This window comes from Microcystis sp. M113S1, assembly GCF_020246945.1.
Taxonomy (GTDB): Bacteria; Cyanobacteriota; Cyanobacteriia; order Cyanobacteriales; family Microcystaceae; genus Microcystis.
In genome coordinates, this window is record NZ_JADBSA010000161.1 from 1 (window position 1) to 6980 (window position 6980).

Sequence of the window (6980 nt, forward strand, 5' to 3'; positions counted from 1 at the left end):
AGAAAAAGGATAACTAGATAGCAAGTGATATTCTAGTAGGTTCGGTTCAGACATAATCGTGTAAGACCTAAGTAAGGGAAACCAGAAAGGGCTGTGATGAGCTTCGAGAATCCTCACGCCTTTAGGCCCAGGAGTGTCAAACTGGAAGCAGATCGAAATTATACTTGTAACCATTCTATTTATCATGACACCGAACCCTGCCTTTTCCATGGACGATTTTGCCAAAGCTCTTGATCAATACGATTATCAATTTGAAAAAGGGCAGATCGTGCGCGGGAGAGTCGATCAACACACCTCCGATGGAGCATTCATCGATATTGGCGGCAAATCCTCCGCTTTTATTTCTTTAAGGGAAATTTCCCTGGAAAATGTTCCTTCCATTGCCGAAGCTTTACCCATAGATGCAGAATTCGATTTTCTGATTACCCGTGGACAGGATGCGGAAGGACAAGTTACCCTGTCTCTGCGGCAATTATTACTGCAAAAAGCTTGGGAAAATGTCAGGGAAATCTCTGAAAGTGGCAAGTCGGTGCAGCTGCGCGTCACGGGGGTGAATAAGGGGGGAGTGACGGGAGAAGTGGAGGGATTAAAAGGATTTATCCCTCGCTCCCATTTAATCGAAAAAAATGATTTAGATTCCCTCATCGGACAACTTTTAACCGCAACTTTTATTCAAATCGATCAAGAAAATAATAAATTAGTTTTATCTCAGCGAGAAATTGCTCGCGCTAACGCTATCAGTCAATTAGCTGTGGGTAAATTATTAAGTGGCACCGTGGTTAAATTACAACCCTACGGTGTCTTTGTCGATTGCGGTGGAGTGACGGGATTACTCCATGCTAAACAGGTGACAGGAGCCTCTTTTAATTCTCCCATGACTTTCTTTAAAGTTGGTCAAGCAATTAAAGTGGTAGTCGCGGAAATTGACGAATATAAAAATCGCATTTCCCTATCCACAAAAATCCTCGAAGCACACCCCGGCGAAATTCTCGAAAACTTTGCAGAAGTCATGGAAACAGCAGCAGAAAGATTAAAACAAGCTCAGGAAAAAACACCCGAAAGTTAGCGTAGGGTGGGTTAGGCGACAATAATTTAGATATTTTACCACCTATTTAGTATTCGCCGTAACTCACCATCAGTTATCAGGTGAATTTGTCTCCTCTCTCCTGTCTCCTTTTTACTTGACCAAGATGTTTCAAGATCGGATAGCAATTTTAGGGACTATGCACGGAAAAGAGCGGGTAATTGCACCGATTTTAGCGCAAGAAATAGGCCTTAAGGTGATTGTACCCGATAATTTTGATACCGATCGCTTTGGCACTTTTACCCGGGATATTAAGCGCATCGGGACACAAATTGAAACCGCTCGCAGAAAGGCACAACAAGCGATCGAGCTTTCGGGATACGATATCGGAATTGCTAGTGAGGGTAGTTTTTATCCCTATCCCAACTTGCCGTTAGTTTCCTGTAATCGTGAATTGATTTTATTGTTCGATCGAGTCCATAATCTAGAAATAATTGGTCAAGCAATAGTCACGGAAACTAATCACGCTCACCAAACTGTAACTAATCTAACAGATGCTTTAGAATTTGCCGAAAAAATAGGGTTTCCTAGTCATGGTTTAGTGGTGATGTTTGATAAAAATTCTCTCGACTCCGAGAATATTTTTAAGGGAATTACCGACCGGAAAAATTTAGTTAAAATTGTTGAAGATATTCTTGACAAAAACGGCAAAGTACACCTAGAAACCGATATGCGCGCTATGCACAATCCCACGCGCATGAAAACAATTGTTGCCGCAACAGCAAATCTGGTTCAGAAACTTAATCAATTATGTCCTAATTGTGGTTGTCCGGGGTTTGATATTATCGAAATAACATCGGGTTTACCCTGTGGTTTATGTCACTTTCCCACCTCTTTAATTAAACTGGAACTATACGGTTGTCAAAGGTGTGATTATCGAGAGGAAAAACTCTTTCCCAACGGTCAAAAAAACGCCGATCCGATGTATTGTGAATATTGTAATCCTTAAAGATAGCTTTTCTATGGAAAGAATTTTAGAACCAGAAGTAATGGATGATCGGGAAGAAGCGCTCGAATATGATGCCATGGACTTCACCGAAGTTAATACTAATTTCGCTAAAGAAGCCGTACAATTGGCCGGTATTAATGCTAGGGTGTTAGATGTAGGAACCGGTACTGCACGCATTCCGATTATGATCAGTCAACTACGTCCCCAATGGCAAATTATCGCTATTGATCTGGCCGATTCTATGTTAGAAATTGGTCAAAAAAATATCCTTAATGCTAACTGTCAAGAACAGATCAAATTGGAGAAAGTTGATGGAAAAAATCTTCCCTACCAATCCGAGCAATTTGATTTAGTTATTTCTAATAGTTTAATCCATCATCTCAAGTATCCTCTGCCTTTTTTACGGGAAATTAAGCGAGTTTTAAAACCTCATGGGGGCATTTTTTTAAGAGATTTATTCCGTCCCGATTCCGAGGAAATAATCAAGGGGATGGTGAGGGAAATCGATCCTAATTTTTCTCCCCGACAAGCGCAACTATTTCAAGACTCGCTGCGAGCGGCTTTTACCCTAGCAGAAATCGCAGATTTAATCCAGCAGTCGGGCTTAGAAAATGTTAAAATTTATCAGTCTTCCGAACGTCATTGGACAGCTATAAAAACGAGTAAAAACTAATCAATAAATAAGAGGAAAAGCGAGTTATGAAAGTTGGACTTTTGGGAACGGGATTAATGGGAACGCCAATGGTAGAAAGATTATTAAATCAGAAAATTCCTGTTATTGCCTATAATCGCACCTTAGAAAAATTGACACCTTTACAGCAGTTGGGAGCCAAAACAGTTAGCTCTCCTGAGCAAGTAATTCAAGAGGCAGATTGTCTGATTTTAATGTTAACTAATGCCGCCGCTATCCAAGAGGTTTTAGGATTAAATTCCGAGCAATCCAACTTTAATAATCGTACTATTATCCAGATGGGAACCATTGCTCCTTCTGAAAGTAAACAACTGCGAGATCAAATTGTTGCTAAAGGGGGAGAATATCTAGAAGCACCCGTGTTAGGAAGTATTCCCGAAGCTAAAAAGGGGACTCTCTTAGTTATGGTGGGAGCAACGGAGAAACAGTTCCATCAATGGTCAAATTTATTAGCACATTTTGGTCAAGAACCGATGTTAATCGGGGAAGTGGGAACCGCCGCGGCGTTAAAATTAGCTTTAAATCAATTAATTGCCGCTCTAACCAGTGCTTTTGCTTTGAGTTTAGCTTTTTTATCCCAGCAAGGAGTAGAGCTAGAAAAGTTCATGACTATCCTGCGTCAAAGTGCCTTATATGCGCCTACTTTTGACAAAAAATTAACCAGAATGTTAGAGAAAAATTATGCTAACCCTAATTTTCCCACTAAACATTTACTCAAAGATGTCAATCTCTTTTTAGAGGAATCGGAGAGGTTAGATTTAACCACTTTTCCCCTAACAGGAGTACAGCGCCTTCTTGAAAAAGCTTTAGAAATGGGATTCGCAGAACAAGATTATTCAGCTTTATACGGGGCGCTGAAAAAAGAATTATAAACCGCTTGCCAACATCAAAAAGACTCTCTTTGGTTTGTCTAGTCGGACAAAAGTAAACATTCGACCTCTTGTAAAAATCAAAAATTGTTGTTAGGGTTAGGAGTCAGTAGCCAGTAGTCAGTAGTCAGGAGAATTAAGAATGAATAATAATCAATTAAATGGTCTATTTACAAATTTTAGGCAATTTAATCCTTATTTTTGAGGCTTATTATTAAGATAACTGCAATACTTACCTTTACTGATAGGAAAAAAAACGGTAAAAGGCTTTAAATTTTCCTTAAGCTTTGTTGAGGTAGCCAGAAGAGGGGGTTAGAGTAGGAAGTGATGGAATTTTGGGCATATTTTTCTATGACGCTGACTGAATTTGGATTATTAGCGGGTTTACTTGCCCCCGGTATTCTACTCTCGATTTTGGTGATGGTGAGTTTTGCCAAAGGGGGCTAAAAACTGATAGAGACACCGATGAAAGTGTCTCTGTCTTGGGTGAAGATTAATCTATTTTTGGTTTTTTGCCCAATTTAATTGATTCTGTAGCTAACAAAATTGATTCTAAATGATGGCGCTTCTCCACTTGACCGAGGAAATAACCTGTCATCATCGCTGAAGCGAGAAGATTAGCCAAATTCTCGCGGTCGGTGGTAATTTGTACCGCAAAATCCTCCGGGGGCAACATTCCCACCAATCCCTTGACATTTTGCGAGATAATATCTTTAATTTCGCTACTGACCGATTGGGCTATTCTTTCAAGGGTTTCAGGATGCTGCTGCTGGAGATACTGCATCAAACAGTTATCATTTTGTTCTTCGGTTTCCCAGGGAAAAAAATCAGGATTAAAAGTCATCAGAACTCCCACGCTGTAGTGGTTATTAGATTTAGGTTAACAAATCGCTCTTCTCGATTGCCCGAAGTCACCCCCATCTTCTTCAAGTTTAGCTCAGTGATTCAGGAACATTCACCCCTAATATACCCTCTCTCTCCTTATTCCTGATCGGTAGGTTCCAGAATACCCTGTTCCCTAAGATTATCAACCTCGAAATATTGATGAAATTTATCGGTTACTTCTAACCAGTAGGATCTGCCTTCGTTTTGCTTGCGTTTTCTCACAAATCCTCGTTCTACCAAGTCCTGAACCTGTTGATAGGCCGTACTGCCTCGTAAATTAATTAAATCCGCTTGTAAAATCGGTTCTTTTAGTGCGATCGCTGCCAAAGTACGGAGGGTTCCCGTACCTAATTCGGCCGGGATCAGGTCTTCGATCAAATTCTGATAAGCTGACCGCAATTGTAAACTATAACCGAGGGGGGTTTCCACCACTGCCAAGGCACTATCCCGGTGGGCATAATCGGACATTAATTCGATCATGGCATCTTCCACCGTCAAGCGATCGCTGTTAGTTAATGTCACCATCTCGGTTAAGGGGACAGGCTGCCCTTTTAGATAAAGTATCGCTTCTAGACGGGTAGCTAGTCTGATCTCCTGGTCGGGTTCCGCGCTCAATCTCGACTACCTAAGTTTAGACAATGATTTGATATTCTACTAGAAGACGAACGAGAAAATTATGGAAACTTTTTGGAGTCAGGTTTTAGACTTTTGTTATCAGGCTACCGGCCAGGTGGGCGATCGCTTACTGGCTGATTTTGGCAAATTACAGGCCACCAATAAAGCAGACGGGACTTTAGTGACGGCTGCCGACCGTTGGTCCGATGGCCAATTGCGATCGCTAATTGCCAGCACTTTCCAGGATCATGGAGTCTTAACCGAGGAAACTACCCATATTTTCCCGGAGCAAGAATGGTGTTGGGTAGTGGATCCGATCGACGGCACAACTAATTTTACTCGCGGTGTTCCCATCTGGGGCATTTCCCTAGGACTTCTCTACCGAGGGACTCCCGTGTTCGGATTTGTTTATCTCCCCTGCCTTAAACAGGCCTATTATGGTTATTGGTGCGGTGAGACGGGTTTAACCGGTCCGGTGGGGGCCTACCGCAACGGTCAACCGATTCACACCAGCGACGATTTTCCTAGCAAAAATCATCTGTTTAATCTCTGCGCTCGTAGCACAGATGTACTGAAAAATCCCTTTCCCTGCAAAGTGCGGATGATAGGAGTGGCTAGTTATAATCTGCTTTTGGTTGCCGATGGCACAGTCTTGGGAGGAGTGGAAGCAACCCCGAAAGTCTGGGATATTGCCGCGGTTTGGGCAATTCTACAGGCTGCGGACGGAGTATTTATCTCTTTAGGAGAAAAGATTTTTCCCTTGCGGGTAGGGGAAAATTATCGGGATCGATCCTATCCCTGTTTAGCCGTGGCTCGATCGAATTTAGCGCCGGTTTTCTTGCCTTTAGTCGGTTTTCTCAAGGATGTTCCTTGAATGGAGAATTGCTCAGGTTAGAATAGCTGCATTTATTGGTTTTATCTCTATTTATATTTATTTCATGAGTTTTGATACTTCCTCTCTCAGCGAACGCAACGATAAAGCCGAAGTCTATCAGCCAGTAATTATTCGCCTCGAAAATGTGTCTAAAATCTATGGCAGTGGCGAAACCATGGTTAAAGCCCTTAATAACATCAATTTAAGCCTAAAAAAAGGGGAATATTGCGCGATTATGGGGGCTTCGGGTTCGGGAAAATCCACAGCGATGAATATTATCGGCTGTCTTGATCGTCCCACCTCGGGGTCCTATTATCTAGAAAATCTCGACGTTTCCACGCTGCCGGATGGGGATTTAGCTCAGATTCGCAATCGTAAAATCGGCTTTGTTTTCCAGCAATTCCATCTTCTACCCCAGATGAGTGCGCTAGAAAATGTCATGTTACCGATGATTTATGGTGGGGTTTCTCCCCAAGAAAGAAAGGAAAGAGCGATCGCTGCTTTAACCAAGGTAAAATTAGATAATCGACTGCACAATAAACCCAATCAATTATCGGGGGGACAACAGCAGCGCGTCGCTATTGCTAGGGCAATTGTCAATCAACCTATATTATTACTTGCCGATGAACCGACAGGGGCGCTCGACTCGAAAACTACCCAAGAGGTGATGGCTATTTTCTCGGAATTGAATAACAGTGGCATTACTATCGTGATGGTAACTCACGAGGCTGATGTGGCGCGTCACTCTGGACGCATTATCTGGTTTAAAGATGGTGAAGTGGTTTATCCTAATCTCGCACCGACGGATTTACACGAGGTGATTGGGTAGGGTGGGAATTTTTTGGTAATCAGTGAAAAGAAAACGGCAACTTCCTAATTAGGGTCTGCTGAAAAAGTTATTGAAAAGCACAGGTCTCTTAATCAATGATTTCACTTAGCTACAAGCATAAGCTTTAGTTGTTGATTAGCTTCTAAGCTATAACTTATTGTCATCATTGACCCAGAAAAAGTGC

General features: G+C 42.0%; 8 protein-coding genes. 6 read left to right on the forward strand and 2 right to left on the reverse strand.

All coding sequences use genetic code 11. The features are described from left to right. Positions 1-208 precede the first annotated feature (208 nt). The 4 genes from IM319_RS08230 to IM319_RS08245 all read left to right on the forward strand — a co-directional run bounded on the left by IM319_RS08230 (position 209) and on the right by IM319_RS08245 (position 3596). Complete coding sequence (locus IM319_RS08230) at positions 209-1066, forward strand: S1 RNA-binding domain-containing protein (RefSeq protein WP_287686226.1); 858 nt, start codon at positions 209-211, stop codon at positions 1064-1066. A 124-nt stretch (positions 1067-1190) separates the two neighbouring features. Then, positions 1191-2033 carry a DUF6671 family protein gene (locus IM319_RS08235; protein WP_287735257.1) on the forward strand — a complete coding sequence of 281 codons (843 nt, stop codon included), beginning with the start codon at positions 1191-1193 and terminating at the stop codon, positions 2031-2033. A 13-nt stretch (positions 2034-2046) separates the two neighbouring features. Next, complete coding sequence (locus tag IM319_RS08240; RefSeq protein WP_287735258.1) at positions 2047-2706, forward strand: class I SAM-dependent methyltransferase; 660 nt, start codon at positions 2047-2049, stop codon at positions 2704-2706. A gap of 26 nt (positions 2707-2732) precedes the next feature. After that, complete coding sequence (locus IM319_RS08245; protein ID WP_286825037.1) at positions 2733-3596, forward strand: NAD(P)-dependent oxidoreductase; 864 nt, start codon at positions 2733-2735, stop codon at positions 3594-3596. Positions 3597-4086: 490 nt separating this feature from the next. Here the strand turns inward: IM319_RS08245 and IM319_RS08250 are convergent, their stop codons facing one another. Continuing rightward, a complete protein-coding gene (locus tag IM319_RS08250; RefSeq protein ID WP_286825036.1) occupies positions 4087-4437 on the reverse strand; it encodes a DUF760 domain-containing protein in 351 nt (116 codons plus the stop codon). Positions 4438-4574: 137 nt separating this feature from the next. Beyond that, positions 4575-5093: an SMC-Scp complex subunit ScpB gene (scpB, locus tag IM319_RS08255; protein WP_287735260.1), complete on the reverse strand. Its 519-nt coding sequence runs from the start codon at positions 5091-5093 to the stop codon at positions 4575-4577. Between the two features lie 61 nt (positions 5094-5154). On the opposite strand from scpB, the gene IM319_RS08260 reads away from it, so the two are divergent. Together IM319_RS08260 and IM319_RS08265 are read left to right on the forward strand one after the other, a co-directional pair. Continuing rightward, positions 5155-5967 (forward strand): inositol monophosphatase family protein, encoded by an 813-nt coding sequence (locus IM319_RS08260; RefSeq protein WP_287686224.1) that lies wholly within the window; start codon positions 5155-5157, stop codon positions 5965-5967. A gap of 64 nt (positions 5968-6031) precedes the next feature. Next, complete coding sequence (locus IM319_RS08265; RefSeq protein WP_286825033.1) at positions 6032-6796, forward strand: ABC transporter ATP-binding protein; 765 nt, start codon at positions 6032-6034, stop codon at positions 6794-6796. Positions 6797-6980: the final 184 nt, after the last annotated feature.

What these genes read in the sequence shown, in the direction of transcription:
- IM319_RS08235 (WP_287735257.1), top strand. Translation starts at nt 1,191, where the DNA reads ATGTTTCAAGATCGGATAGCAATTTTAGGGACTATGCACGGAAAAGAG.
- IM319_RS08245 (WP_286825037.1), top strand. Translation starts at nt 2,733, where the DNA reads ATGAAAGTTGGACTTTTGGGAACGGGATTAATGGGAACGCCAATGGTA.
- IM319_RS08240 (WP_287735258.1), top strand. Translation starts at nt 2,047, where the DNA reads ATGGAAAGAATTTTAGAACCAGAAGTAATGGATGATCGGGAAGAAGCG.
- IM319_RS08265 (WP_286825033.1), top strand. Translation starts at nt 6,032, where the DNA reads ATGAGTTTTGATACTTCCTCTCTCAGCGAACGCAACGATAAAGCCGAA.
- IM319_RS08260 (WP_287686224.1), top strand. Translation starts at nt 5,155, where the DNA reads ATGGAAACTTTTTGGAGTCAGGTTTTAGACTTTTGTTATCAGGCTACC.
- IM319_RS08250 (WP_286825036.1), bottom strand. Translation starts at nt 4,437, where the DNA reads ATGACTTTTAATCCTGATTTTTTTCCCTGGGAAACCGAAGAACAAAAT.
- IM319_RS08230 (WP_287686226.1), top strand. Translation starts at nt 209, where the DNA reads ATGGACGATTTTGCCAAAGCTCTTGATCAATACGATTATCAATTTGAA.